This is a genomic window from Mycobacterium sp. NGS66 (assembly GCF_059812225.1).
Window position 1 is genome coordinate 1 of record NZ_JCALCG010000025.1, and the last position, 23,561, is coordinate 23,561.

Below are 23,561 nucleotides of genomic sequence, written 5' to 3' on the forward strand. Positions count from 1 at the left end.
GCCCGATGGCCGAAAACTAGCCCACGCGATTACGCCGCTTGTCGAAGAAGTCTGCCCAGGACACGACCTCGGGGTGTTGCTTGAGCAGGGCCCTGCGCTGACGCTCGGTCATGCCACCCCAAACCCCGAACTCGACCTTGTTGTCCAGCGCGTCCGCCCCGCATTCCTGCATGACGGGACAGTGTCGGCAGATCACCGCGGCCTTGCGTTGGGCGGCGCCCCGAACAAACAGTTCATCTGGATCCGTTGTCCGGCACAACGCCTTGGAGACCCACGCGATTCGTTCTTCGGCGTCAACGGCGCGGAGCGTGGTATTCACAGCCGACAAACTCGTCCTGCGCGCTCCTGGGCGTGTTGCTGACACGAGCCGTTCCCTTCCTCCCGGCCGTTGTTTACGGCCGTCCTCCCCGGGTGCGACTCGGCTGCGATCTACGCCACACTGTGCACCGCGGTGTTACCTACATCTCACCGTGTGTATAAGTTAGGTGGTCAGAGCCCAATTGCGCAACAGTCTTATAACGGTTTTTTTGGGACGAGCGTGCCGTCTGGGCCACTCGGGAGGCATCCGCCGACGGTCGCGTACCCCGTAGCTGCACTCCGAAAGTGCGATTTGCACGATTTTCGACGAATTCGCCGGTTCCCACGGCCGGTGCGCGGATGGATTCGAGGCCACAAACATGGCGTTGTCACCGCAGATGGATACTGTAGACCCATGTCCGATCGTCCCCCGGCCGCGCTGACGCTGTTGAAGCTCGCCGGGTGCTGCTTGCTCGCCGGCGTCCTCGCCACCGCACTGATGTTCCCGGTGGCCGGAGGTATGGGGCTGATGTCCAATCGGGCATCTGAGGTGGTCGCCAACGGCTCGGCGCAGCTGCTGGAGGGGGCAGTGCCAGCGGTGTCGACCATGGTCGACGCGAAAGGCAACACCATCGCGTGGCTGTATTCACAACGCCGGTTCGAGGTGCCCAGCGACAAGATCGCCAACACCATGAAGCTGGCAATCGTCTCGATCGAAGACAAGCGGTTCGCCGAACACAACGGGGTGGACTGGAAAGGTACCCTGACGGGCCTGGCCGGCTACGCATCCGGCGATGTGGACACGCGCGGCGGATCGACGATCGAGCAGCAGTACATCAAGAATTACCAGCTGCTGGTCACCGCCCAGACGGATGCGGAGAAGCGGGCAGCCGTCGAGACCACACCGGCGCGAAAGCTCCGCGAGATCCGGATGGCCCTCACCCTGGACAAGACCTTCACCAAGCCAGAGATCCTGACCAAATATCTGAACCTGGTGTCCTTCGGCAACAACTCGTTCGGCGTGCAGGACGCCGCGCAGACCTACTTCGGTATCAACGCCTCCGAGCTGAACTGGCAGCAAGCGGCACTGCTGGCCGGCATGGTGCAGTCGACCAGCACGCTCAACCCGTACGTCAACCCGGAAGGCGCCCTGGCGCGGCGGAACCTCGTCCTGGACACCATGATCGAGAACTTGCCCGCGGAAGCCGAGGCTCTGCGCGCCGCCAAGGCCCAGCCGCTGGGCATTTTGCCGCAGCCCAAGGAATTGCCGCGGGGCTGTATCGCTGCGGGCGACCGCGCGTTCTTCTGTGACTACGTGCAGGAGTATCTGTCTCGTGCCGGCATCAGCAAGGAGCAGCTGGCCAGGGGCGGCTACAAGATCATCACCACCCTCGACCCCGACGTGCAGGTCCCGGTGAAGGCGGCGATCGACAAATACGCCAGCCCGACATTGCCGGGCATCTCCAGCGTGATGAGCGTGATCAGGCCCGGCAAGGACTCGCACCAGGTTCTGGCGATGGCCAGCAACCGCAAGTACGGGCTGGACATCGACGCCGGCGAAACGATGCGTCCACAGCCGTTCTCCCTGGTCGGCGACGGTGCGGGGTCGGTATTCAAGATCTTCACCACTGCGGCTGCGATGGACATGGGCATGGGAATCAATGCCACGCTCGAGGTGCCCGGCAGGTTCCAGGCCAAAGGCATGGGCAGCGGCGGGGCCAAGGGATGCCCGAAGGACACCTGGTGTGTCATCAACGCCGGGAAATATGGCGGGTCGATGAACGTGACGGACGCGCTGGCCACCTCGCCCAACACCGCTTTTGCCAAGCTGATCCAGCAGGTTGGGGTGTCCCGAACGGTGGACATGGCGATCAAGCTGGGCCTGCGGTCCTACGCGAATCCCGGCACCGCTCGCGATTACAACCCCGACAGCAACGAGAGCCTGGCCGACTTCGTCAAACGGCAGAACATCGGGTCGTTCACCCTCGGCCCCATCGAGGTCAATGCGCTGGAACTGTCGAATGTCGCGGCCACCCTGGCGTCCGGGGGCGTGTGGTGCCCACCGAACCCGATCGGAAAGCTGATCGACCGCAACGGCAATCCAGTCGCGGTGACCACCGAGACCTGCGACCAGGTCGTTCCCGAGGGTCTGGCCAACACGCTGGCCAATGCGATGAGTAAGGACGCGACGGGCTCGGGCACGGCGGCGGGTTCAGCCGCTGCGGCCGGCTGGGACCTGCCGATGTCCGGCAAGACCGGCACCACCGAAGCGCACCGCTCATCCGGCTTCGTCGGCTTCACCAATCACTATGCGGCGGCGAACTACATCTACGACGACTCGCCCTCGCCGACGGACCTGTGTTCCGGCCCCCTGCGCCATTGCGGGGAAGGTGACCTGTACGGCGGCAACGAGCCGGCCCGCACCTGGTTCACCGCGATGAAACCGATCGCCACCCTGTTCGGCGAGGTGAAGCTGCCTCCGACAGATCCCCGCTACGTCGAGGGCTCGCCAGCTTCACGCGTGCCCAGCGTGGCCGGTCTGGACGTCGAGCAAGCCCGCCAGCGCCTCAGGGAAGCCGGTTTCCAGGTGGCCCAAGAAACCGCCTCGGTGAACAGCTCCGCAAAGTACGGCGAGGTCGTCGGAACATCGCCCAGCGGCCAGACGATTCCCGGTTCGATCATCACCATTCAAGTGAGCAACGGAATCCCGCCGCCACCGCCGCCACCGCCGGAGGGCGCGCCGGTACCGATCGGCTCGCAGGTCGTGGAAATTCCGGGACTACCACCGATCACCATCCCGCTGTTGGCACCCCCGCCGCCGCCTCCACCGGGACAGCCGCCGCCATAACCCGAAGGCCCCTTTTCGAGGGCCCTGTGTCGTAACACATGCGTGTCTAGTCGGCGACCGGCAGTAGGCTGCCTACATGCCTGTTTTGCCCGCGCTGCTACGCACCGGTGCCGTCGCGCTCGGTTCCGCCGTCGCCGGAGTTGGATACGCCTCGATTGTCGAGCGCAACGCATTTGTGCTGCGTGAGTTGACCATGCCCGTGCTGTCGCCGGGCTCGACCCCGCTGCGGGTGCTGCATATCAGCGACCTGCACATGCTGCCCAATCAGCGCCGTAAACAGGCCTGGTTGCGTGAGCTGGCCGCGTGGGAGCCCGACCTGGTGGTCAACACCGGTGACAACCTGGCCCACCCCAAGGCCGTGCCCGCCGTGGTCCAGACGCTGGGCAATCTGCTGTCGCGCCCGGGCGTGTTCGTGTTCGGCAGCAACGACTACTTCGGCCCCCGGCTCAAAAACCCGCTGAACTACCTGACCAACCCCGGTCACCGGGTCCGCGGCGAGCCGCTGCCATGGCAAGACTTGCGCGCGGCATTCACCGAGCGCGGCTGGCTCGACCTGACCCACACCCGTCGCGAGTTCGAGGTGGCGGGACTGCACATCGCCGCCGCCGGAGTTGACGACCCGCATATCGACCGGGACCGGTACGACACCATTGCCGGTCCGGCGAGCCCAGCGGCAAACCTGCGGCTGGGGCTGACGCACTCACCAGAGCCGCGGGTGCTGGATCGCTTCGCCGCCGACGGCTACCAACTGGTGATGGCCGGCCACACCCATGGCGGTCAGCTGTGCCTGCCCATCTACGGCGCCCTGGTAACCAACTGCGGCCTGGACCGGTCGCGTGCCAAGGGGCCGTCCCACTGGGGTGAAAACATGATGCTGCACGTCTCGGCGGGAGTGGGGACCTCTCCGTTTGCGCCGGTGCGATTCTGCTGCCGGCCAGAAGCAACGTTGCTGACGTTGATCGCTGCCCCGATGGGCGACCGGGATTCCGACAGCAACCTGAGCCGCTCACAGCCAACAGCATCGGTGCGTTGACGGATCGGACCCAGATCGCGGTCCGTAGCCTGCCGCGGGAATGGACCGACAATGCGATCGGGCTTGCAACGGCTGGATCGGCGCGGATACCACCGTGGTCGAAGCGTCGTCGGGTTCCACGGCGGTGTCCGAGGCCTACTTCGCGGCACTGCTAGGTCTGCCCTTCATCGCGGTGATGCCAGCGGCTACCAGCGCCGCAAAGGTGGCACTGATCGAATCCCATGGTGGCCGTTGTCATTTCGTGCAGAAGTCCAGTGAGGTCTACGCCGAGGCGGTCCGTATTGCCAAAGACACCCGCGGGCATTACCTGGACCAGTTCACCAATGCCGAGCGCGCCACCGATTGGCGGGGCAACAACAACATCGCCGAGTCGATCTACGTCCAAATGCGTGACGAGGCGCATCCCATACCCGACTGGATCGTCGTGGGCGCGGGCACCGGCGGGACCAGCGCGACGATCGGCCGCTACATCCGCTACCGGCGCCATGCCACCCGGCTGTGCGTCGTCGACCCGGAGAACTCCGCCTTCTTCCCTGCGTACGCCGAAGATCGTTACGACATCGTGATGCCGACGTCGTCGAGAATCGAGGGCATCGGCCGACCGCGAGTTGAGCCGTCATTTCTGCCCGGCGTCGTCGACCGCATGGTCGCGGTGCCGGACGCGGCGTCAATCGCGGCCGCCCGGCATGTCAGCGCCGTTTTGGGCCGCCGGGTGGGGCCGTCGACGGGCACCAATGTGTGGGGCGCGTTCGGCCTGCTCGCCGAGATGGTCGCAGAAGGACGCAACGGTTCGGTGGCCACTTTGCTTGCCGACAGCGGCGACCGCTATACGGACACCTATTTCAGCGACGAATGGTTGACAGCGCAGGGACTCGACCCCACCGGGCCGGCCGACATTCTCGAAGAATTCGAGCGCTCTGGCCGCTGGGGCTGATGCGCGTTTGGCCAGCGGACCGGCCGGTGCGATAGGCTGTCGTGGCTTCAAGCGGGGTGTGGCGCAGCTTGGTAGCGCGCTTCGTTCGGGACGAAGAGGCCGTGGGTTCAAATCCCGCCACCCCGACTCATAGAAGTTAGTCCTGACTGCAGGCATGCGGTCGCGGCCTAGCGGGACGGGGCAGGCGCTTACTCAGCGCGGTGCGACGACGCCGGAGACGGCGATGCGCAGTTCTACGAGCCAGAGTTGTCGACGATCTGCGCGATCTCCACGTACTCGATCGTCGGCGCGATGCCGTAAAGGTCAGTCACCCGCCGACGAAGCTCGTCGGAGAAGAACTGCAGCGCCGCCTCTTTCGAATCCCAGACGTAGAAGTTGTTCGCCTGTCGGACTGCTTCGTTCAGTGTGAAGAACTTGAAGCGAAGGCCTGGCATTCCTTCGAACGTCGCCCGAGCATTGTCAGCAATGCCGACCACTCGCGCGCGGTCAAACGAATCCTCGTACTGGAACCTGACGTTGACACCAATCACGGCTCCTCCTGTGGCCTGTCCGCGGCCGGACGCGACGGACCGACGTGATCTTTCGCCGTCCGGCGGCCATCGTCAACCGGGCAGTCGTTCAAGTAGCTGGTTAAAACCGACTACGTTAGGGAATTAAGCGGAGCAGAATCTGGGTGCGTAAGACCCCGATCCGACGGTAAGGCACGGTTTGGAGGAATGGCCTCCGGACCTACGCGGAACTATGGAGGAACATGAAACGTCGTGTATTCAGCGCCATACCCATGGCCAGTTACACAATTGCGGCTGCGGTGATGATCTTGGCCGCGCCTCTCGCCCAAGCGCAGACGGATATCGAGACTAATTGCAAGAACTCCGGCGGCCAATATTCGTCGGAAGAGGTACAACCGCATTTCGGTGCCACCCCCACCCTCATCGAGACATGTTGCACCGGGACCGGGGCCTCCGCGAAATGCGTTACCTACCGCGATGGCGTGCAGGGGCCCACGTACGGAGGGGGATGACCCGGCCGGGGCCGAGATGACCGCAGCAGCGCAGTAGGGATAGGTAGGGCCCTACTCTAGGCAGCCACTTTCCATCGAGAAACACTGTTTCACCAGGGGGGACTCGAAAGGGAAGGGTCGATCATGAAGTTCCTGGTGTCTTGGACATTGCCGCACGGCGAAAACTATCGCGCAGCGGTGTCCCGATTCCTCAAGGGCGGGGGCACACCCCCTGCTGGCGTGGAGATGATTGGCCGCTGGCATGGCGGCAATGGCAAAGGCTTCGCGATCGCCGAGACCGACAGCGCGAAGGCCTTATTCGAGTGGTTCGCGCAGTGGAACGAGTTCATGGATATTGAGGCCACTCCCCTCGTTGAAGACGACGACGCGGGCGCGGTGCTGCAGTCGCTTTACGGCTGAGAACCAGCTCCCCTGCATTTGCCGAAGCCACGCGGGAACGCTGACATGGCGAAAACGCTTGGCTACGAGGGGGATATTGCGTTGGCCGTGCGCCCGGTGGCCCGCTCACCACCGGGCGCACGGCGAATACCGAGTCAGCGGCGAGCTCAGAACCAGACTCTTCGCCCCGCCACCGGACGGCCGACGGCTCCGAGGATCCACAATATGACACCGACAACCACCAGAATGCCGCCGATAACATACAGGATCTGCAGGCCGGTGAAAGCGCCGATCACCAAAAGAATGATGCCGAGAATAATCATGTCGTGCCCTTCTGCTGAAAGAAGTCCAATTAGCTGGTTCGGCTGGTATACCCGCTTCTCCTAGCTCCAATCGGATTGCCCAGCTATCGGTTTCAGGGCGCCGTCCAGAGTGCGCCCGCTTAGCAACAGCCTGTATTCAGCCACATCGAGCGGTCGGCGTCGGCGTCAATTCCGCCTACCACCGCGGCGACGTGACAACTGATCACGTGCGGCTTGACTCAGGCCAACAAAAGGGTCGCGACACGATCTCAGATGGGTACCTTTTGCCGAATCAGTGGTCACAACAGCCTCGTAGATCTCTATCGTCACATGTGTAACTGCGGGCGTCAAACCGGCGTCTCGACCTCGAAAGGTGTGACATTGTCGGCGTTTCCGCGACTCGTGTCGGTATCGGTGGCGTCGGCCGTCGCCATCGGACTCATCGTGGGGATCGGCGCGGCACCACCTGCATTCGCGACGCCGTGCGAGGCGCCGGAGGCGAACATCGACCCTCCTGCCACAGCCGCGCCGGTTCCTGCGCCGGCACCGGTTGTCCGCCCGCCGACCGGTCGACGGCCGAGCAACACCAACGACCATGCGCCGCTTCCCAAGTTGGGTCCGCTGATCTCGTCGCTGCTCAAGCCCGGCACCACTCGTTATGCCGCCCCTAAGCAAAACCAATCACAAGTGATACCGCGAGCGGAGGGAACACAGCCCGGGCCCAATCCACCCCAGCCAGGCGCCCAACCGCCGCCCAATGCCACCCAGTTGCGTCCGAACGCAGCGCCGCAGCCTGCACCGCAACCTGCCCCCCAGCCCGCGCCCGAACCGGCCGCCCAGCCCGCGCCGGAGGCGGCGCCCCCGGCCTCGATCGCGGGCGCTCCGACCTCGCTGGTCGACTGGGTAACCGGCGTCAACGGCCCCAACAAGACCCTCGAACGCTTTGGCATCTCCGGAACAGACCTCGGAATCGTCTGGGACAACGGTGATCCCACCAACCGTCAGGTACTGATGGCCTTTGGTGACACGTTCGGCTATTGCCGCGTCCACGGCCAGCAATGGCGATACAACACGCTGTTCCGCAGTTCAGACCACGATCTGTCGCACGGGATCCACGTGGCGCCAGGTTCGGCCACCGACCGGTACGCCGGTTCGCCGTCATATCCTTCGGGGCTGTCCAGACAGATCATCAACACCATGAAACGGGCACCGCACGAGACGGGCATCATTCCGACTGCTGGGATCTCCATCGGCAGAACCCAACTCGTCAATTTCATGTCCATCCGGGAATGGGTTCGCGACGGCGACTGGCGGACAAACTTCTCTGCCATCGCGATGTCCCGGGACAACGGCCAGACCTGGGGGGTCTACCCGGGCACCATCCGCCCCGCCGACCCGGAAGGCGTACCAGGCGCCAAATTCGTTCCGGGCAATGAGAATTTCCAGATGGGCGCGTTCATGAAGGGTAACGACGGTTACCTCTACTCGTTCGGCACTCCGGCCGGGCGCGGCGGCGCGGCGCATCTCGCGCGCGTGCCACCGCAGTTCGTGCCGGATCTCAGCAAGTACCAGTACTGGAACGGCGACGGAGAGGGCCGCTGGGTTGCGGCCGACCCGGCAGCGGCAACGCCGGTCATCCCGGGCCCGGTTGCCGAGATGTCAGCGCAGTACAACAGTTATCTCAAGCAATACCTGGTGCTCTACACCAACGGGGCGAACGACGTCGTAGCGCGAACGGCGCCGGCTCCGCAAGGGCCTTGGAGCCCAGAGCAATTGCTCGTGTCGTCATTCCAGATGCCCGGCGGCATCTACGCTCCTATGATCCATCCCTGGTCCTCCGGTAGGGACCTCTACTTCAACCTCTCGCTGTGGTCCGCCTACGATGTAATGCTTATGCACACGGTGCTTCCGTAACGGGAGCTAGCCCGGGCGAGCAGACGTAAAATCACCCATTTTCGTGCCGAAATGGGTGATTTTGCGTCTGCTCGTCATGCAGGGCGGTAGCGCACTCTGGTGCCGTGGCGCGGCGCCAGCATGATGGAACGTCGTACGATCTGCTCCGGACTCGGGTCGACGGCGGTGAACTCGCCGTCGCGCAGCAGCACATGCAGTACGGTTGTCAGTTCCCGCATCGAGAAGCTCGCGCCCAGACAGCGTTTCACCCCGCCACCGAACGGGAGCCAGGCGTAGGTCTGCGGTCTGATACCGAGAAAACGCTCGGGCCGAAACTCGTTGGGATGCTGGTAAACATCCGGATTGCGGTTGATTGCAATGATGTGCACCACGATTCGGGTTCCGGCATCGACGCGGTAGCCGCCGATCGGAAACGGCTTAGCGGCCACCCGTGCCGTGAACGGCGCCGGCGGACGTACCCGCAGCGCCTCGTGAATCACCGCGGTGGTGAATTCCTCTCCACCGCCGACCGCTTCGGCCTTTACACGTTGCAGTGCGTCGGGATGATGCAGCAGCAGATCCATGACCCAGGCCAAGGTGGTTGCCGTCGTCTCGTGGCCCGCCAGCATCAACGTGATCAAATCGTCACGAATCTCGCTGTCGGACAGCGGTTCACCGTCTTCGTCACGCGCGCGCATGAGCAATGCCAAGATGTCTTGTTGCTCCGGCAGTCTGGGATCATCGCGCCGCCGGGCGATGAGCGGCATGACGACGCCGTCGATCTCTCCGTTGGCCCTTGCGCGCTGCGGCCACACTCGCAGAGTGCCGAAGTGACGCAGGGCGTAGCGGACCGTCAATTGCTCTGACACACCGAGATTCAACAGACGCTCGAAAGGCCGGCCCAGTCGTCGCACCTCGGCGGGATCCTCGACGCCGAAGATGACCTTGACGATTACGTCTAACATCAATGACCTTGCGGCAGCTAACATCTCGAAAGGACGGTCGACCGGCCAAGACCGCATCGCCGACCGGGCGGACTCCTCGATGACGGGCACATAACCGGTCAGCGCGGCCCCGTGCAACGGCGGTGTCAAGAGTTTGCGCCGCCGGAGATGTTCGGGTTCCTCCTGCACGAACATCGATCCCGACCCGTAGATCGCCGCCGCCGGGCCCACCCCTTCACCCCCGAGCAGGACGTCCGTCGGGGCGGTGAAGACCTCCTTGGCCAGCGCCGGGTCGGATACGATCGCGACATCACCCAGGCTGAGCACGGGCATCGTCATGATCGGGCCGTATCGGCGAATCAACCGCAGCATCCGGCGCTCCCCACCTACCAGATAGGCAACCGCGTACGCCGCCGCGAAGACCGCACGGAACCTGCGGGGCGCGGGCAACCCCGGCGGGCGCGGCAAGGCACCCGGCGGGTTGGTGAAGCGCAGCGCGGATGGTGCCACGTCAACGACACAACACGGCGCATGCGACGAGGTCAAGGAGCCACGTGCCGGCAAACGGCAACACAACAGCGGCTCGGCGACCTACCTGTAGATCGAAGCAACCCAGGGCTGCGTGCAGAACCGCTGCGCCGCGGTAGCGGGGTCGATTCCGGCAGCTTGCAACGCGGAAGTCCGGGCCGCGCGGGTGTCCGCTGGATGATCGTCGATGTCGAGGCTGCACAAGACATTGCCGTTGCGCACCCACTCCCGCTGCGGATCGGGAACCGGCCCCATTTCCGCGACCTGCATGTCGAGCAGGGCCACCTCGACCAACTTGTCGTCGACCCAGCGGTACAGCTGGACGGTTCCCGACGCCGCGCTGGAGTGGGCGTAGTTGCCGAAGAATCCCTCGGGGGTTTGGTAGAAGTGGCGAAACCCGAACAGGTTGCCGGAGCGGACGAACCGGGGCGGCTGGCCCGTCTGGGCTGTCAACCGCCAGACGGCCATCGGCTCGCCTCCGGTCCCGCCTCGCCCGGTGACCACCAGTAACTCCGGGGGTTCGTGGTTGTCGATGTCCTGCAGCAGCGGCACCGCGCCGCTTTCCCCGATGTCGTCTGTCGGCTCACGAAAATCCTGGGCAACCGCTCCTGCGTTTCGCAGGGTGAACGACCAAGCGGGATCGCTGGACACGTCGAGGCTCAGCCGGTCGTCGATGTGCAGCACGCACCGCACATGCTGGTCTTGCAGCTTCTGCTGGATGCCCAGGGACACGCTTGGGCATGGCAGCGAAACCTGCTGTGGCGCAGCGACACTCGCTGAGGTTGATCCAGACCGGCTGGTCGCGCCGCTGGAACGGCAACCGCCCGCCACGGCCAGCGCAATGGCACTGAGCACCACCGCGGCACGCATACCGAGCCGGCCGAGTCTCATCTGCGGAAGGTTAGCGGAATCGGCGCGCTCATGCCCTACCGCTCGGCGAATCCGTCGTAAGTGCAGCCGCCGCAGTCGATTACGGTTACGCGCAGCGCTCGGGCTCCGCTTCGCACAGCGGCGTCACACCGCGGAACCGATACCGGTGTGCCGCCACCCAGCGGTAGACCGCGTCCTGCGCCGCGCCGATACCCGGGACTTGATAGATCCGCAGCGGCAGCGTCGTGCCGAGCGCCGCAGAAAGGGCCGCATTCATTGCCTTCGCCCCCGAGAAGACCACGCCCGACGCGTCGACCCACCAGGCCGATGCCGTCAGCCGCTCGGCGGATACCCCGAGCAGTTCGGCCATTCCCGGCTTCTGAAATGGCTCGATGCGCATCCGGCCGGTCCGATTCAGCCGGGCCAATCGGTTGCACACCCGGGTGCACATCCCGCACCGCCCGTCGAAAAGCAAAAGCCCATCGAAAAGCAAACGCCGGTCCATCGGCCCAGTTTGCTTCACGCGCAGTCGGCGCAAATCTGACGGCCACCCGCAGTGCTGCGCAACCGGCTGCGGTGCTGCACAAGGAAACAGCACGAGCAGGTGAACTCGTCGTCGCGCACCGGAATCACCGCCACGGTCAATTCTTCGCCGGACAAATCCGCGCCGGGCAGCTCGAAAAACGGCGCATCGTTCGGATCGTCGTCGATGATGGTCGCCGCCGACCGAGGCACAACGGGTGCCAACTCCCGTAGGGTGGACCGGTCCGCAGTGTCGACGTCGGACACCCGGCGTACGTCGTAATCGCTCGCGGTCTTCATGGCGGTTCCTTCCTTGCTGAGGGAGGGCCGACCGACGTGCCTGTAGTCGACCCGTGGCACAGGCGATACCCCGTTCAAACGCTGGTCACACCTATTAATTCCAATGAATTCAATAGGCTTTTCCGGCGTCGGGTAAAGCTGAAATTCACGCAAAAGACCTGCGCGTGGAACGCCGTCCTGGGAGCCTCAGCGGGCCGGCAACCGTATCCGGTAACCGCCGCCAGATAGCGGCAGCGGGTGCACCGAACCTTGGGCTTGGCAAGGTAATTCACTGTCGAAGACGCGCGGTTTGCTGTGCAGTACCGCGGCCAGCCCCAACAAGGGCGCCAGTACGGCCAGAAGTAAGCCCGCGGCGGCCACCAGGAGGTATCCGTTTGCGAACGCGATCACGCCCGTTACCAGACCCAGCGCCCACCCAACGGTCGATATCCGCCCCGCCACGCGCGATTTGCCCCCCAGCATGCTCGGTAACCTACCGGATCAGCCAACAGAGCGACACTCGAGCGCGAGGGTTCGCCGGCTATGGGCCGCGAGTGCGCAAGAGGAGCGGCACCACCATCCAAAACAGCGTGAACAGGGCCAGCGCCACCGCTCCGGCGACAATGCCCACGTTGCGCCCGGACACCGCCGCGAAGATGATCACCGTCATGCCGGTCAACGCGAGTCCGAGGAGCGTCAGCCCGGCATAGGCGCACCGGTGCGCCGCTGAGACCAGCACCTGCAGGCGGTGGCGCCGGAACAGCAGCCGATGCATGGCGACCGGCGCGATCAACAACACCGTTGCGCCGACCGAGCAACTCACCGTCGCCAGGTACACCACTCGCATGTGGTGGTTGAGGACGTCGAACCGCTGCTGGAACGGCAGCGTCAACAAGAAGCCGGTCAGTAGCTGCACTCCGGTCTGCACCACGCGCAGCTCCTGCAGCAGGCTGTTCCAATTGCGGTCCAGCCGTTGCAGTTCGGTCTCACCCCGCTGGCTGGTATCCCAGCGCTGGTCTTCTTCCGGATGATCAACATCCATGGCCGCAGCCCGGAAACGCCGTGGCCGTTAGCGGTGGAGCTTGCCGTCTCGCGCGCCGGTCAGGGCTTCCTCCAGCGTCGGATACAGGGGGAAGGCCTTGTCCAGGCCGGTCAGATGAATCGGCCGTCTGGTCACCGGCCCGCGCGCCACCACCCCGAACTCGGCGGACTTGCCGAGTTTCTCGTAGGTCGCCGCCAGAATTTTCAGCCCCACCGAGCCCAGAAATTCCACCGCTGACAGATCGATGATCAGTGCGGTCGGACTCTCGGAAATCACCGCGCCAATCGCTTGTTCCAAAGCGGGAGCGGTGACCAAATCGATCTCACCGCTGACACTGACCACGGACACCCCATCGTGGTCGGAAACCAAGGTGGTGATCGAATCAGGAGCTGACAAATGGCGATCCTTTGTCCGAGTCTTGACGGCCGTGAGCGTGTTGCAAGCCTAACCCGCCTCGCCAACCGCGAGAAGAAAAGACCTCAACACCTGCCGTGCGTGTATTCAGGCTAATGTCCACATAGAACTTGCGTCATCGAGCGCGAGGCGCACTGGTAGCGCACTTGGGAGGCCTTAGGAGGGCCAGATGTCAGATTCGCTGATGGAGAACAACAACCCCGGCACCGGCGCGCAAACGGTCAGCGTCTCCAGTGAGGGGCTGCTGCCTCAGCTGGTGCAACACCTGCGCCGAAATCGAACGATTCTGCGCGAAGAATGGGCGCGCCGAATCACCGAGGCCAAATTGCTCACCGCGATGACGCCCGAGGAGCTGTTCTCCGAGGCGACCGCCGTCTACGACAACTACGTCGAGGTGCTCGAGACGGGTAGCGTCGAGGCGCTGCAGGCATACGCGCGCGACCTTTCCGAGCGCATCATCCCGCGAGGGGTGGAGACCGACGAGGTGCTTGGCATCGTGCTGCTGCTGCGCGACGTGCTGGCGCGGTCGCTGTTCGAGAAGTACCAGGCCGAGTTCGACATGCTGAACCGGGTTTTGGACGCCTACGAGCCGGCGGCCAACCGCATCGCGAATACCGTGGGCGTCAGCTTCGTCCAGGAACGCGAACGCATCATCCGCCAGCAGCAGGAGGCCATCCGCGAGCTGTCGACGCCGGTGCTGCAGGTGCGCGAGCAGCTACTGATCCTGCCGATCATCGGTGTGCTGGACAGTCAGCGTGCCCGGCAGGTCACCGAGCAGCTGCTGCGCGCCATTCGGGCCAACCGCGCCAAAGTCGTGGTCATCGACATCACCGGTGTGCCGACCATCGACTCCACGGTGGCCAACCACCTGGTGCAGACCGTCGACGCCTCCGGGTTGATGGGCGCGAGCGTGATCATCACCGGCCTGTCCTCAGAAATCGCCCTGACGCTGGTGACGATCGGGCTGGACCTGTCGAAGATGAACGCCGTCGGTGACCTGCAGGGCGGGATCGAGGAAGCCGAGCGGCTGCTCGGCTACGAAGTCACGCGCACCGGCGACGTAAGCGGCTGAGCACGCCAGTAAGCACAAGGCCACGGACCCTCATGCCAGTACCAATCCTGAAGCAGGGCTCGATTCTGATCGCAACCGTGCAGGCCGCGCTGACCGACTCGGAGACCGAGCGGTTGCGTTACGACCTGATGGAGCGAGTCAGCCGGTTCCGCGCCCAGGGGATCATCGTCGACGTCACCGCCATCGATGTGATGGATTCGTTTGCGGCCAGATCGCTGCGCACGATCGCGCACATGACCCGGCTGCGCGGCGCCGATACGGTGATCGTCGGTCTGCAGCCGGAAGTGGCCTTCGCGATGGTCCAGCTTGGTCTGGCGTTCGACGACATGAACACCGCGCTGGACCTCGAAGAGGGCCTTGCCCTGTTGAACCGGCAATTGGGACCTGGGAAATCGACGATCGGGCGCGACGGTGGCGGATGACCCGGAAGCTGTGATCGTCGACATCAACAACCCCGACGACATCGTCGACGCCCGCAAAGCCGGCCATGAGCTCGCCCTGAACCTCGGATTCTCGCTGACCGACGTCACCATGATTGCCACCGCCATCTCCGAAGTCGCCCGCAACATCACCAGTTACGCCGGTCGCGGCGCGGTTCAGGTTGCGGTGGCCGACCGGGAGGGCCGCAAGGCGCTGGTGGTGCGTGCTGAGGACGACGGCCCCGGAATCGCCGACATCGACCGTGCCATGGAAGAGGGCTACTCCACCGGCCGCGGGCTCGGACTGGGCTTGCCGGGCGCCCGCAGGTTGATGGACCGCTTGATCGTGGAATCCGCGCTCGGCCAGGGCACCGTCGTCGAGATGTGGAAGTGGGTTCCGGCGCGTGCGTGACCAAGGCCGATTGGGACCGATCGAGTGGGCGACGGCGGGGCGTCCCCGTCCTGGCGAATACGCCTGCGGCGATCAATCGCTCGCGGTCGGCGTGGGCGATGCGGCCGCGTTGTTCGGCCTGCTGGACGGATTGGGTCACGGCCCGTCGGCCGCGACCGCGGCCACCGCGGGGGTGGAGGCGCTCAAGGGTGCTCGCGCAGAACCGCTCGAAGTCCTGATCCAGCTCTGCCACCGCGCCCTGTCCGGCACCAGAGGAGCGGCGATGACCTTGGCGCGCATCGACTTTGCGGCCGGCAATCTGTCCTGGACCGGTGTCGGAAACGTCAGCGCCAACCTGGTCGCCAAGGCTGCCAGCGGTATCCAGATCCGTTCCTCGGCTCGCCTCACGAATGGCATCGTCGGCTATCGGATACCGGATATCGGGCCGGCACAAGTGGTTCCGATCCGCACCGGCGACCTGCTCCTCATCGCCAGCGACGGCATCGCCGAAGATCACTTGGACCAGATCGACTTCGCGGCCTCGGCCTCCGAGATCGCTTGTCAGATATTACAAAAACACGCGAAGGAATCGGACGACGCCATGGTGCTGGCCGCGCGCCATCGGGGTAGCTCGATATGAGCAAGACATGAACTACGGCAACGACTTTCACACCCGCTACGTGACCGCGCTGAAAAGTTACCTGGACAGCCGTGACGAGGACAGCCTGGCCGTCGGTCATGAGCTGGGCCGTCGAGCCTTGCAAGAGCAAATCAGCATGCTCGAGATCATCGAGAACCACTTCGCCCAGATCGAACAGCTCGCCCAGAATCCCGATTTCGACCCTCCCGCGGCGGTGGAATTCCTGTTGCAGACGCTGGCGGCGCTCGACGTGGTGACTCGTGGCTATCTGGACGGCACCCGCCGTTACGAGGAGCAACGCGCGCGCGCCGAGGGCCTGGCCGACCGGGACAAGTTCCGCTCCGCCCTGGTGAATTCGTTGCAGGAAGGGTTTTTCGTCTCCGATCCGCAGGGCGCCGTCGTCGAGATGAATGCTGCCTTCACGGAAATCACCGGCTATCCGCCGGATGGCATGCCCTACGCGTGGCCACACCCGTGGCTGGTGGACAAGAAGACGGCCGCGCAACAGACCGACCGAGTCTTGCGCGAGGGCGGCGCGGAATACGAGACCCCCATTCGCCGCCAGGACGGCCGGCTGGCCTGGGTGGCGGTGAGCATCAATGCGGTACGCGAATCCGGCACGGAGCCAGGCGTATTCGTCGGAACGATTCGCGACATCACCGCCCAACGGGCCTTCGCGGCGCGAGAAAGCGCCGTGCTGCGCCTGGCAACGGCCGCGACGGTGGCCAAGAGCCTGGCCGAGGTGCTGTCGATCACCCTCGAGGAATGTCGCACGGCGATCGACGTGCAGCGCGTCGTCGCGGCCATCTGGCCGCCCGGCGACGGCGAACCTTCCATACAGGCCGCGGGGGAACCGTCGGTGTCGAGTTGGCACGCACTGGATCCGTTGCTGCGTCAGGCATTTCAGGATGCCCGCCAGCAGCTGCCGCTGACCACCACAACGGTGGAGTCGCCGGACGCCCCGGGTAAGGCGCGCGGCATGGTGGCGGTGCTGTCCGGCGCCGCGGACGTCGCGCTGTGGCTGGAGCTTCGGGTACCTCGCTGGGTAAGTGCCGAGGACCGGCTGTTGGTGACCGTACTAGTCGGCCACCTCAGCCTGGCGGTCCAGCACGTCCGACAGTTCGAGATCGCTCGCGAGACGTCGCTGACGCTGCAGCGCGCGATGCTGCCGTCCCTGCAGCCTCCGCCGGGCTTCACCGTGCGCTACGAGCCCGCCGTCCCGCCACTGGAGATCGGCGGCGATTGGTACGACGTACTACCGGTCGGTGATCACCGCATCGGCATCGTGGTCGGCGACTGTGTGGGTCGCGGATTGCCGGCAGCGGCCATCATGGGTCAACTGCGTAGCTCTGCGCGGGCGCTGTTGCTCACCGGTGACCAGCCGGCGGTATTGCTCGAGCAACTCGACTCGGCCGCCTCGCTCATTCCGGATGCCTATTGCACGACCGTGTTTTTGGCGATTCTGGACACCGAATCCGGGATCTTGGAGTACAGCAACGCCGGCCACATGCCGGCGATCCTGGCCACGTCCGGGCCGGATTCCAGATCGGAGGCGAGCATCTTGAGCGGAGGCCGGTCGGTGCCGCTCGCGGTCCGCCGCAAAGGACCGCGTCCGCAAGCCTTGCAGATACTGCCGTCCGGGTCGACGCTGATGCTGTTCACCGATGGCTTGGTCGAGCGCAAGCATGAGTCGATTGACGACGGAATCCGGTGCGCGGCAGACGTTTTGGCAGAAACCATGACGTTGCCGCTGGATGCCGTCGCGGACGCGGTGCTACGGGAACTGGCTCCGCCGGCCGGCTATGACGACGACGTCGCGATGGTGATCTACCGGCACCAGTCGGCGCCACTTCGCATCGAAACCGACGCCACCGCCGACCAGTTGGCCATGGTCCGGCACCGGCTGACGGGTTGGCTGCGCGGCGCCGAGGTGCCCGACGAGCTGTCGTCCGACATCGTGCTCGTCGTCAACGAAGCCTGCACCAACGCCATCGAGCATGCCTACGTCGGCCAAGGCGCGGGGAGAATGCTACTCGAGGTCGACTGCGTGGACGACGAAGTCCAGGTGCGCGTCACCGACACCGGTTCCTGGCAAACACCGGCCGCAGACCCAGGTAACAGCGGCCGCGGCCTGGTGCTGATCCGGGCGATGGCCGACTCAGTTGACGTGGACAACACACCGGCCGGAACAACCGTCAGCATGAGATTTCGGCTGCCCGCCCGCTCCGGTGTGCGCGATCGCTGAAAGCCCAGCAGCCCATGAGATTTCGAAAGCCTTCCCACCGCGCTGTCACGTCCGCTCCGTTTGCCAGGACCGAGAGCGGGTATCTGACCGAGGTGACTGGCGCATCGACCACCGTCGAACCGGCCCTGCCGGCCGCAAATGGACCCTTATCGATGACGGTCCGTCGCGCCCTGACGGCGCCGTCGTCTCGCGACCAATTCACCCGGATCGGCGCGTCGGTGCGCGATTCCGACCCCTACGGGCTTGACCTGCAGCTGGCCCTCTACATGTGCTACGAGCTGCACTATCGAGGCTTTTCGGGCATCGACCCGACCTGGGAGTGGAACCCGGCGCTGCTGGCGTTGCGCGCCGAGTTGGAACGCGCGTTCCTTGCCGGTGTGCGTCGTGACGTCGGCGCGATCGAACCCGGCGACAGCGCGGCGGCCGAAATGGATGCGCTGTCCGTCGAGCCGGTCGACGGCACCGGCCCGTCGTATTACCTGCGCGATGCCGGCACCTGGCAGCAGATGCGCGAATACTTCGTGCACAGGTCGCTGTATCACCTCAAGGAAGGCGATCCGCACGCCTGGGTGATTCCGCGGCTGACCGGCCGGGCCAAGGCGGCCTTCGTGGCGGTCGAATACGACGAGTATGGCGCGGGTCAGGGCCCGCGGCTGCATCAGCAACTGTTTGCCGATCTCATGGCCGCCGCCGACCTGGACCCTACCTACCTGGGCTACCTGGATGCGGTCCCCGCCGAGTCGCTGGCGGTGGTGAACCTGATGTCGATGTTCGGGCTGCACCGGTGGCTGCGCGGTGCTGCGATCGGGCACTTCGCCGCCACCGAGATCACCTCGCCGCCGGGCTCCCGACGAATGGTCCAGGCGCTGCGCCGAATGGAAGCGCCACCGGCCTGCGTCGCGTTCTACCAGGAGCACGTCGAAGCCGACGCGGTGCACGAGCAGGTGGTGCGCCGCGACGTCGTCGCCGACCTGGTCGAACGAGAACCGAAGCTGGACCGCGACATCGTGTTCGGGATCCGCGCGCACGCCGTGGTGGAAAATCGCTTGGCGGACAACCTAATGGTGTGCTGGAAGTTGGGCCAGTCGTCGCTGCGGCGGCCCGTCTGACCTTTAATTTCAGCGCTGCGCTCCGCATCGCGGCGACCGACCCGACTACAGTCTGGCTTGTTATGCTGCGCGGACGGTAACGCGGTCGCTAAGGTGCCCGTCGCACGAAAGGCGCTGGTCGTGAGCCAAAGCAAGGATGCTGGCAAATGGGCAGACCTGACGATGGACCGCAGCTGACGGAAAGGTGTCCGATAGTGCTGTTGGTATGTCCAGATGGTGGTCGAGCGCTCGGTGAACGGGAATAGTTCTCACCTGACCCGCCGAGAGGTAAGGGCCAGGATTTCGCTGCTATTCCCGGCGGTGGTGGAGTAGTCGCAGGGATTTTCGCCACCGTCGGGGTCGGCGACAGCGTATATCAAGGATTCCACGAACATTGGCGTGAAGATGTCCACAATTCCGGCGTGGTGGCCGGGCTCGCTAATGGTGTCGCCAATACGGCAGCCCGGGTGGGCGAAGATTTAGAAGCTATGAGGAGGGAAGTTGCGGGGGCCGCCAAGTCGCTTTGGCATGGCATGTTTGACTGAAGGGAAGTATCGTGAACGGTCCAGAGTTCGCACCGCCCTCAGTTAGGGGATTGGGTCGAAGCTGGTACGCCCGAGGAGTTGAGTACTGGTGCCGAAGGGTATTGTGGTCATGCTTCTTCATGATCTTAGTGCCGATCAATGCGGTGATGTTGTCGGGACTTTTCTCTGGTGTTTATGAGACTGATTCCTTCGGTATAGAGTGTGCGCTCGAGGCGACGATGTTCATTGCCCTGATGTGCGGTCTATGGTACGGATACTTAGTGTTTCGTGCGTACGCTGCCAAGAAGCGTGAGTGGCGAACCACCCGGGATCAGCGGCGTATCGACCTGTTGGACGCGGTGAACAATCGGATCGACCGATGGACCTATGGTCCTATCAAGTCTAGGCTTATCTGGTTTTTCCCTCCCATTTTTATCATGATTCCTGCTCTTGTCTTCGGCTTGTTGGTCGCCATGGCACTCGGATCGTTCCAGCGCTATTTCAACGCTGAGGAATTCGAAGCCGTGCAAATGTACAAGGGGCAAGCCGCGCCCTGGAGAGACAGCTGGCGGTGACGCAAAGTTGGGTTTATGCCAGCGCACTTTTGCCGGCTTTACAAGGCACGTTTATGGATATCCTGGCAAGCGGCGCGCCATAGCTCAGCTCATTGCTGCCAGGCCGACCGAAACCGACAAGAAGTTCGTAAACAAAATTCGAGGCCGACCGGGCGGGTGCGCCGTCGCAGCCGGTCGGAACGCCCACAACCACGATGTGGCCGAGCCGGTGGCCGAACCTATTGGAAAGCCTCACGCTCTGATCTCGGCCAAGCGGTTCCTGCCGATAGCTCGCGCTGCGGGTTACATGAGCTCGGGTGGAACTTTCGTTTAACCGCTGGATGCACCGCCGGTTCAACGCTTTTCAGTCATCCGGCAACGCCGATGGCTGGTGTCGCACAGGGGATATTCCCTGCTGCGCCCGCAGGTGCAGACCGCCACCATGAACCGATCGGATTCGACGACGCCGCCGTCGGGCAGCTCGATGCGCACCGGACCGGAAATCAGCACCGGGCCTTTGGGTACCACTTGAACCCGAGTGGTAGTCACGGCTTCTCGGCCCGGATCACGACCAGCTCCTCCTGGCGGCAGCCGGGCCGTAGCAGGCCGGCGCACTCCAGCCAGCGCGCCCGGGCAGACAACACCGGCCCGAACGGAACCCGTTGGGACGCAATAACTCTGGCGTTGAGCCCGGTCGACCGCAGGCTGTCCAGTGACCGTTGCACACCGGCGAAGGCCGACTGCACCAAGAGCAGGGATCCGCCCTGACACAACAAATCTGTCGCCGATTCGCATAGTGGATCGAGCACCAGCCGCCCGTCGGGGCCGGCGTTGAACGCCCACGACGGTCCGGCGGTGGGCGAGATCAAGTCGGTGTCGTCGATGGGAGGCGTCGGCACATACGGCGGGTTGGACACCACGACGTCGAACGGCGCGCAGTCGAAAGCCCTGGTCCACGACCCCTCGCGGACGTCGACGTCCACCCCTGCGTGCACGGCATTGTCACGTGAGCACCGAACGGCATGCGGGCAGATGTCGAAAGCGGTGACGCTGGCGCAGCCCAGTTCCGCGGCGGCTATCGCGACGAAACCGCTTCCGGTACACAAGTCGAGCACCCGTCGCCCCGCGACAATTCCGGTCCACTTCATGGTGTCCACCAAAAGCCGCGAATCGTACTGTGGCTGGTAGACCGTGACGGCGGGCAGGGCGGCATCTGCCACGTGATAGGTGGTCGTCAACGTAGGCCTTTCGGTGAATTTCCGGGCTCAGTCCCGTCGGCCGCTATCACGGCACGATTCATTAATGCCCGCAAACCGCTGCTTCAAACCACGCGGACGATTTTCACCGCTATCGCGGCGAACCGGTAGAAACGTGCGCGAATTGCTTGACAATCGTCGAGCAAAATGCCGGAAGGTCGGCCGGTGAACGACTCGTGATCAGATTGCCGTCGACAACGACTTCCTCATCGACCACGTTGGCGCCGGCGTTGCGCAGATCGGTGCGGATGCTCGGGTACGACGTCAGCGTCCGTCCCTGGGCGACACCGGCTTCCACCAGCGTCGCCGGACCATGGCAGATCGCGGCCACCGGCTTTCCGGAGTCCACGAACTCGCGCACGAACGCGACCGCGGAATCGTCTTGGCGTAGCTTGTCCGGATTCACCGTGCCGCCGGGTAGCACCAACCCGTCGAATTCATCTGGCTTGGCGTCTGATACGGCGCGATCGACAGCAAACGCACCTGCGGGCTCGAGGTCGTGATTGCGCGCCTGTATTTCACCGCGCCTCAGCGAAAGCACCTCGACTTGCGCGCCCGCTTGCTTCAACGCTGCGCGCGGCTGCTCGAGTTCTACTTTCTCCACTCCGTCGGCGGCCAGAATAGCGATCTTCTTACCATCTAATCCGTGTGACATTGGCGTCCTCCTTCACTGAAAGCCACTGTCTTAGAACGACTTTCCTAACGTTGACGGGAAAGTGTTGTCCCTCAGCCGCTTTGCAGGTCGCCTGATTGGTGCCGGAGAGGGCCCGTCAGCCGCAATGCGAACCGGATACCCGGGCGGGCACCGGTCAAACGCCGGCAGCATCGTCGCCGCGCCTGCGTCGTCATTGCGCCGCGGCGCGCAGCGCCTCGAGCAACGGTTCAGCGGCTTCCTTGAGAAACAGGTCCTGCGACTCACCACCGATCTGGACCAGGGCGACGTCGGTGAACCCCGCCGTCCAATACGGTCGGACGGCGTCGACGATCGCATCCAGATCGGGACCGCAGGGAATGCTCTCGGCGACGTCTTCGGGACGCACGAATTGGGTGGCCCCGTCGAAACCGGCCGGCGTCGGCAGGTCGGCGTTGACCGCCCAGCCACCGCCGAACCAGCGAAACTGATCGTGCGCGCGCTCGATGGCCGCGTCGCGGTCGGGATCCCAGCACACCGGCACCTGCCCGATCACCCGTTCGCCGCCGGCCACATTGGCGGCCTGCCGGGCGGCGTGCCAGGCATCGACGAGTTCCTCGTCGGGTTGTACGGCGATCAGGTGGTCGGCCAGCTTGGCGAATTTGTCCACGCCCTTGGGCCCGGCCATGGCGACGCCGATGCAAACCGGCACCTCGGGCAGATCCCACAGCCGCGCCGAGTCCACCTGGAAGTACTCGCCGCGCCAGTTCACCAGCCGCCCGCCGAACAACTCGCGGATGATCTTGATGGCTTCGCGCAACATGTCCTGCCGGCGCTCGATGGTCGGCCAACCCTTGCCGACCACGTGCTCGTTGAGGTTCTCGCCGCTGCCCAGCCCCAGGGTAAAACGACCGTCGGCAAGGATCTGTACGGTCGCGGCCTGCTGCGCGACGATCGCCGGGTGGTATCGCATCGTCGGACAGGTCACATAGGTGTAGAGATGCACTTTCTCGGTGACCTGCGCGACCGCACCCAGCACCGCCCACGCGTTGGGGGCATGTCCCTGGGATACCAGCCACGGCGAGAAGTGGTCGCTGCAGACTTCGAAGTCGAAGCCGCGCTCCTCGGCTGAAACCGCATAGCGCACAAGATCTTTGGGCCCGCTCTGCTCGGTCATCAAGGTATAGCCGAACTTCGTCATAGCGACAGGGTTACCCCTGCCCCGGTGGTGCAAACGAGCTCAGAGACGTTCTTTGACCGCCGCGGACAGTCGGGCGCCGTCTGCCTTCCCGGCCGCGATCGCAGTGGCCGCCTTCATCACCAGGCCCATCTGCTTCATGCCGGGCCGCTCGCCGATGGCCTCGGCCACCTCGGCGATAGCGGTGTCGGCTACATCGGCCAACTCGGCCTCGGTGAGCGGAGTGGGCAGGTATTCG

General features: G+C 64.5%; 26 protein-coding genes, 1 tRNA gene and 1 pseudogene. 13 read left to right on the forward strand and 15 right to left on the reverse strand.

Translation table 11 applies throughout. The features are described 5' to 3' along the window. Nucleotides 1-16: 16 nt before the first annotated feature. Entirely contained in the window at nucleotides 17-364 is a 348-nt protein-coding gene (locus tag AC5Y2L_RS28060) for a WhiB family transcriptional regulator (protein WP_499939162.1), read from the reverse strand. A 348-nt stretch (nucleotides 365-712) separates the two neighbouring features. Here AC5Y2L_RS28060 and ponA2 point away from each other — a divergent pair, with 348 nt between their 5' ends. The 4 genes and pseudogenes from ponA2 (at nucleotide 713) to AC5Y2L_RS28080 (ending at nucleotide 5,238) form a co-directional block, all read left to right on the forward strand. After that, on the forward strand, nucleotides 713-3,145 hold the full coding sequence (ponA2, locus tag AC5Y2L_RS28065) for a transglycosylase/D,D-transpeptidase PonA2 (RefSeq protein ID WP_499939164.1): 2,433 nt from the start codon (nucleotides 713-715) through the stop codon (nucleotides 3,143-3,145). 76 nt (nucleotides 3,146-3,221) lie between these two features. Then, nucleotides 3,222-4,178, forward strand: coding sequence for a metallophosphoesterase (locus AC5Y2L_RS28070; RefSeq protein WP_499939165.1), 957 nt, complete (start codon nucleotides 3,222-3,224; stop codon nucleotides 4,176-4,178). A 64-nt stretch (nucleotides 4,179-4,242) separates the two neighbouring features. Next, nucleotides 4,243-5,112, forward strand: a pseudogene (locus AC5Y2L_RS28075) (PLP-dependent cysteine synthase family protein); the annotation flags it as partial. Nucleotides 5,113-5,164: 52 nt separating this feature from the next. Then, nucleotides 5,165-5,238, forward strand: a tRNA-Pro gene (locus tag AC5Y2L_RS28080). 107 nt (nucleotides 5,239-5,345) lie between these two features. On the opposite strand, the gene AC5Y2L_RS28085 is transcribed toward AC5Y2L_RS28080, so the two are convergent. After that, nucleotides 5,346-5,642 carry a hypothetical protein gene (locus AC5Y2L_RS28085; protein WP_499939167.1) on the reverse strand — a complete coding sequence of 99 codons (297 nt, stop codon included), beginning with the start codon at nucleotides 5,640-5,642 and terminating at the stop codon, nucleotides 5,346-5,348. Between the two features lie 614 nt (nucleotides 5,643-6,256). On the opposite strand from AC5Y2L_RS28085, the gene AC5Y2L_RS28090 reads away from it, so the two are divergent. Continuing rightward, nucleotides 6,257-6,532, forward strand: a complete 276-nt coding sequence (locus AC5Y2L_RS28090) for a DUF3303 domain-containing protein (RefSeq protein WP_499939169.1) — start codon at nucleotides 6,257-6,259, stop codon at nucleotides 6,530-6,532. 146 nt (nucleotides 6,533-6,678) lie between these two features. Here AC5Y2L_RS28090 and AC5Y2L_RS28095 read toward each other — a convergent pair whose 3' ends face one another. Continuing rightward, nucleotides 6,679-6,834 (reverse strand): hypothetical protein, encoded by a 156-nt coding sequence (locus AC5Y2L_RS28095; protein ID WP_499939171.1) that lies wholly within the window; start codon nucleotides 6,832-6,834, stop codon nucleotides 6,679-6,681. Nucleotides 6,835-7,143: 309 nt separating this feature from the next. Here AC5Y2L_RS28095 and AC5Y2L_RS28100 point away from each other — a divergent pair, with 309 nt between their 5' ends. Next, nucleotides 7,144-8,727, forward strand: a complete 1,584-nt coding sequence (locus AC5Y2L_RS28100; protein WP_499939173.1) for a glycoside hydrolase family 183 protein — start codon at nucleotides 7,144-7,146, stop codon at nucleotides 8,725-8,727. A 74-nt stretch (nucleotides 8,728-8,801) separates the two neighbouring features. Here the strand turns inward: AC5Y2L_RS28100 and AC5Y2L_RS28105 are convergent, their stop codons facing one another. From AC5Y2L_RS28105 to AC5Y2L_RS28135, 7 genes are all read right to left on the reverse strand, one after another. Beyond that, a complete protein-coding gene (locus AC5Y2L_RS28105; RefSeq protein WP_499939318.1) occupies nucleotides 8,802-10,229 on the reverse strand; it encodes a cytochrome P450 in 1,428 nt (475 codons plus the stop codon). Between the two features lie 12 nt (nucleotides 10,230-10,241). Next, nucleotides 10,242-11,069, reverse strand: coding sequence for a hypothetical protein (locus tag AC5Y2L_RS28110; protein WP_499939174.1), 828 nt, complete (start codon nucleotides 11,067-11,069; stop codon nucleotides 10,242-10,244). Nucleotides 11,070-11,154: 85 nt separating this feature from the next. Continuing rightward, nucleotides 11,155-11,553 (reverse strand): thiol-disulfide oxidoreductase DCC family protein, encoded by a 399-nt coding sequence (locus AC5Y2L_RS28115; RefSeq protein WP_499939175.1) that lies wholly within the window; start codon nucleotides 11,551-11,553, stop codon nucleotides 11,155-11,157. Nucleotides 11,554-11,567: 14 nt separating this feature from the next. Then, complete coding sequence (locus AC5Y2L_RS28120) at nucleotides 11,568-11,870, reverse strand: DUF4193 domain-containing protein (RefSeq protein WP_499939177.1); 303 nt, start codon at nucleotides 11,868-11,870, stop codon at nucleotides 11,568-11,570. A gap of 186 nt (nucleotides 11,871-12,056) precedes the next feature. Then, nucleotides 12,057-12,332: a hypothetical protein gene (locus tag AC5Y2L_RS28125; protein WP_499939179.1), complete on the reverse strand. Its 276-nt coding sequence runs from the start codon at nucleotides 12,330-12,332 to the stop codon at nucleotides 12,057-12,059. A gap of 58 nt (nucleotides 12,333-12,390) precedes the next feature. Continuing rightward, nucleotides 12,391-12,891, reverse strand: a complete 501-nt coding sequence (locus AC5Y2L_RS28130; protein ID WP_499939180.1) for a DUF6328 family protein — start codon at nucleotides 12,889-12,891, stop codon at nucleotides 12,391-12,393. A gap of 27 nt (nucleotides 12,892-12,918) precedes the next feature. Next, nucleotides 12,919-13,287 (reverse strand): STAS domain-containing protein, encoded by a 369-nt coding sequence (locus AC5Y2L_RS28135; protein WP_499939182.1) that lies wholly within the window; start codon nucleotides 13,285-13,287, stop codon nucleotides 12,919-12,921. 187 nt (nucleotides 13,288-13,474) lie between these two features. Between AC5Y2L_RS28135 and AC5Y2L_RS28140 the strand changes: the two genes are divergently transcribed. From AC5Y2L_RS28140 to AC5Y2L_RS28170, 7 genes are all read left to right on the forward strand, one after another. Next, nucleotides 13,475-14,377, forward strand: a complete 903-nt coding sequence (locus tag AC5Y2L_RS28140) for an STAS domain-containing protein (RefSeq protein ID WP_499939183.1) — start codon at nucleotides 13,475-13,477, stop codon at nucleotides 14,375-14,377. A 32-nt stretch (nucleotides 14,378-14,409) separates the two neighbouring features. Continuing rightward, nucleotides 14,410-14,799 carry an STAS domain-containing protein gene (locus tag AC5Y2L_RS28145; protein WP_499939185.1) on the forward strand — a complete coding sequence of 130 codons (390 nt, stop codon included), beginning with the start codon at nucleotides 14,410-14,412 and terminating at the stop codon, nucleotides 14,797-14,799. 13 nt (nucleotides 14,800-14,812) lie between these two features. Continuing rightward, nucleotides 14,813-15,208 (forward strand): ATP-binding protein, encoded by a 396-nt coding sequence (locus AC5Y2L_RS28150; RefSeq protein ID WP_499939320.1) that lies wholly within the window; start codon nucleotides 14,813-14,815, stop codon nucleotides 15,206-15,208. Beyond that, on the forward strand, nucleotides 15,201-15,827 hold the full coding sequence (locus AC5Y2L_RS28155) for a SpoIIE family protein phosphatase (protein ID WP_499939187.1): 627 nt from the start codon (nucleotides 15,201-15,203) through the stop codon (nucleotides 15,825-15,827). The genes AC5Y2L_RS28150 and AC5Y2L_RS28155 overlap by 8 nt, the downstream gene beginning before the upstream one ends. A gap of 7 nt (nucleotides 15,828-15,834) precedes the next feature. After that, entirely contained in the window at nucleotides 15,835-18,072 is a 2,238-nt protein-coding gene (locus AC5Y2L_RS28160; RefSeq protein WP_499939189.1) for a SpoIIE family protein phosphatase, read from the forward strand. A 152-nt stretch (nucleotides 18,073-18,224) separates the two neighbouring features. Then, nucleotides 18,225-19,181, forward strand: coding sequence for an iron-containing redox enzyme family protein (locus AC5Y2L_RS28165; protein ID WP_499939191.1), 957 nt, complete (start codon nucleotides 18,225-18,227; stop codon nucleotides 19,179-19,181). 643 nt (nucleotides 19,182-19,824) lie between these two features. After that, the gene (locus tag AC5Y2L_RS28170; protein ID WP_499945698.1) at nucleotides 19,825-20,259 is read left to right on the forward strand and encodes a hypothetical protein; all 435 of its coding nucleotides are present in this window, start codon (nucleotides 19,825-19,827) and stop codon (nucleotides 20,257-20,259) included. Between the two features lie 333 nt (nucleotides 20,260-20,592). Here AC5Y2L_RS28170 and AC5Y2L_RS28175 read toward each other — a convergent pair whose 3' ends face one another. The 5 genes from AC5Y2L_RS28175 to AC5Y2L_RS28195 all read right to left on the reverse strand — a co-directional run. Beyond that, nucleotides 20,593-20,787, reverse strand: a complete 195-nt coding sequence (locus tag AC5Y2L_RS28175; RefSeq protein ID WP_499939195.1) for a CDGSH iron-sulfur domain-containing protein — start codon at nucleotides 20,785-20,787, stop codon at nucleotides 20,593-20,595. Next, the gene (locus tag AC5Y2L_RS28180; RefSeq protein WP_499939197.1) at nucleotides 20,784-21,476 is read right to left on the reverse strand and encodes a HemK2/MTQ2 family protein methyltransferase; all 693 of its coding nucleotides are present in this window, start codon (nucleotides 21,474-21,476) and stop codon (nucleotides 20,784-20,786) included. Before AC5Y2L_RS28180 ends, AC5Y2L_RS28175 begins: the two co-directional genes overlap by 4 nt. 109 nt (nucleotides 21,477-21,585) lie before the next feature. Next, nucleotides 21,586-22,149: a type 1 glutamine amidotransferase domain-containing protein gene (locus AC5Y2L_RS28185; protein WP_499939199.1), complete on the reverse strand. Its 564-nt coding sequence runs from the start codon at nucleotides 22,147-22,149 to the stop codon at nucleotides 21,586-21,588. A gap of 190 nt (nucleotides 22,150-22,339) precedes the next feature. Beyond that, nucleotides 22,340-23,326, reverse strand: coding sequence for an LLM class F420-dependent oxidoreductase (locus tag AC5Y2L_RS28190; protein ID WP_499939200.1), 987 nt, complete (start codon nucleotides 23,324-23,326; stop codon nucleotides 22,340-22,342). A gap of 39 nt (nucleotides 23,327-23,365) precedes the next feature. Next, nucleotides 23,366-23,561, reverse strand: a 196-nt coding sequence (locus AC5Y2L_RS28195) for a GatB/YqeY domain-containing protein (RefSeq protein WP_499945703.1), incomplete at its 5' end; no start/stop codon positions are given.

What these genes read in the sequence shown, in the direction of transcription:
- ponA2 (WP_499939164.1), top strand. Translation starts at nt 713, where the DNA reads ATGTCCGATCGTCCCCCGGCCGCGCTGACGCTGTTGAAGCTCGCCGGG.
- AC5Y2L_RS28070 (WP_499939165.1), top strand. Translation starts at nt 3,222, where the DNA reads ATGCCTGTTTTGCCCGCGCTGCTACGCACCGGTGCCGTCGCGCTCGGT.
- AC5Y2L_RS28090 (WP_499939169.1), top strand. Translation starts at nt 6,257, where the DNA reads ATGAAGTTCCTGGTGTCTTGGACATTGCCGCACGGCGAAAACTATCGC.
- AC5Y2L_RS28095 (WP_499939171.1), bottom strand. Translation starts at nt 6,834, where the DNA reads ATGATTATTCTCGGCATCATTCTTTTGGTGATCGGCGCTTTCACCGGC.
- AC5Y2L_RS28100 (WP_499939173.1), top strand. Translation starts at nt 7,144, where the DNA reads ATGTGTAACTGCGGGCGTCAAACCGGCGTCTCGACCTCGAAAGGTGTG.
- AC5Y2L_RS28110 (WP_499939174.1), bottom strand. Translation starts at nt 11,069, where the DNA reads ATGAGACTCGGCCGGCTCGGTATGCGTGCCGCGGTGGTGCTCAGTGCC.
- AC5Y2L_RS28115 (WP_499939175.1), bottom strand. Translation starts at nt 11,553, where the DNA reads ATGGACCGGCGTTTGCTTTTCGATGGGCTTTTGCTTTTCGACGGGCGG.
- AC5Y2L_RS28120 (WP_499939177.1), bottom strand. Translation starts at nt 11,870, where the DNA reads ATGAAGACCGCGAGCGATTACGACGTACGCCGGGTGTCCGACGTCGAC.
- AC5Y2L_RS28125 (WP_499939179.1), bottom strand. Translation starts at nt 12,332, where the DNA reads ATGCTGGGGGGCAAATCGCGCGTGGCGGGGCGGATATCGACCGTTGGG.
- AC5Y2L_RS28130 (WP_499939180.1), bottom strand. Translation starts at nt 12,891, where the DNA reads ATGGATGTTGATCATCCGGAAGAAGACCAGCGCTGGGATACCAGCCAG.
- AC5Y2L_RS28140 (WP_499939183.1), top strand. Translation starts at nt 13,475, where the DNA reads ATGTCAGATTCGCTGATGGAGAACAACAACCCCGGCACCGGCGCGCAA.
- AC5Y2L_RS28145 (WP_499939185.1), top strand. Translation starts at nt 14,410, where the DNA reads ATGCCAGTACCAATCCTGAAGCAGGGCTCGATTCTGATCGCAACCGTG.
- AC5Y2L_RS28160 (WP_499939189.1), top strand. Translation starts at nt 15,835, where the DNA reads ATGAACTACGGCAACGACTTTCACACCCGCTACGTGACCGCGCTGAAA.
- AC5Y2L_RS28165 (WP_499939191.1), top strand. Translation starts at nt 18,225, where the DNA reads ATGACGGTCCGTCGCGCCCTGACGGCGCCGTCGTCTCGCGACCAATTC.
- AC5Y2L_RS28170 (WP_499945698.1), top strand. Translation starts at nt 19,825, where the DNA reads ATGATCTTAGTGCCGATCAATGCGGTGATGTTGTCGGGACTTTTCTCT.
- AC5Y2L_RS28185 (WP_499939199.1), bottom strand. Translation starts at nt 22,149, where the DNA reads ATGTCACACGGATTAGATGGTAAGAAGATCGCTATTCTGGCCGCCGAC.
- AC5Y2L_RS28190 (WP_499939200.1), bottom strand. Translation starts at nt 23,326, where the DNA reads ATGACGAAGTTCGGCTATACCTTGATGACCGAGCAGAGCGGGCCCAAA.